1 protein-coding gene is annotated in these 557 nt (G+C 52.1%); it reads left to right on the forward strand.

Annotated elements, in window-relative coordinates; all coding sequences use genetic code 11:
- Positions 1–23 precede the first annotated feature (23 nt).
- Positions 24–557, forward strand: a 534-nt coding sequence (locus CKO11_RS17265) for a 2-oxoglutarate dehydrogenase E1 subunit family protein (RefSeq protein ID WP_411742027.1), incomplete at its 3' end; no start/stop codon positions are given.

A 557-nucleotide genomic window follows, 5' to 3' on the forward strand; every position in this document is an offset into this window, starting at 1 on the left:
ATAAAAATGCTTAAGGGATCACGATGCAGAACGGCGCAATGAAAGCCTGGCTGGACTCTTCTTTCCTTTCTGGTGCGAACCAGAGCTGGATTGAACAGCTCTATGAAGACTTCTTAACCGATCCTGACTCAGTGGACGCAAACTGGCGTTCCATGTTCCAGCAGTTGCCTGGCACAGGGGTCAAACCGGATCAATTCCATTCCAAAACACGTGATTATTTCCGTCGTCTGGCGAAGGATGCCTCACGTTACTCTTCTGCGATTTCCGACCCTGACACTAATGCGAAGCAGGTTAAAGTCCTGCAGCTTATCAACGCTTATCGCTTCCGTGGTCACCAGCATGCGAATCTCGATCCGCTGGGACTGTGGCAGCAAGACCGTGTGGCCGATCTCGATCCGGCGTATCACGATCTGACCGAGGCCGATTTCCAGGAAAGCTTTAACGTAGGTTCCTTTGCCATCGGCAAAGACACGATGAAGCTGGGCGATCTGATTGACGCGCTCAAGCAAACCTACTGCGGCTCCATCGGCGCGGAATACATGCACATTACCTCTACC

The sequence above is a fragment of the Rhodobacter sp. TJ_12 genome (assembly GCF_020023995.1).
Classification (GTDB): Bacteria; Pseudomonadota; Alphaproteobacteria; order Rhodobacterales; family Rhodobacteraceae; genus Rhodobacter.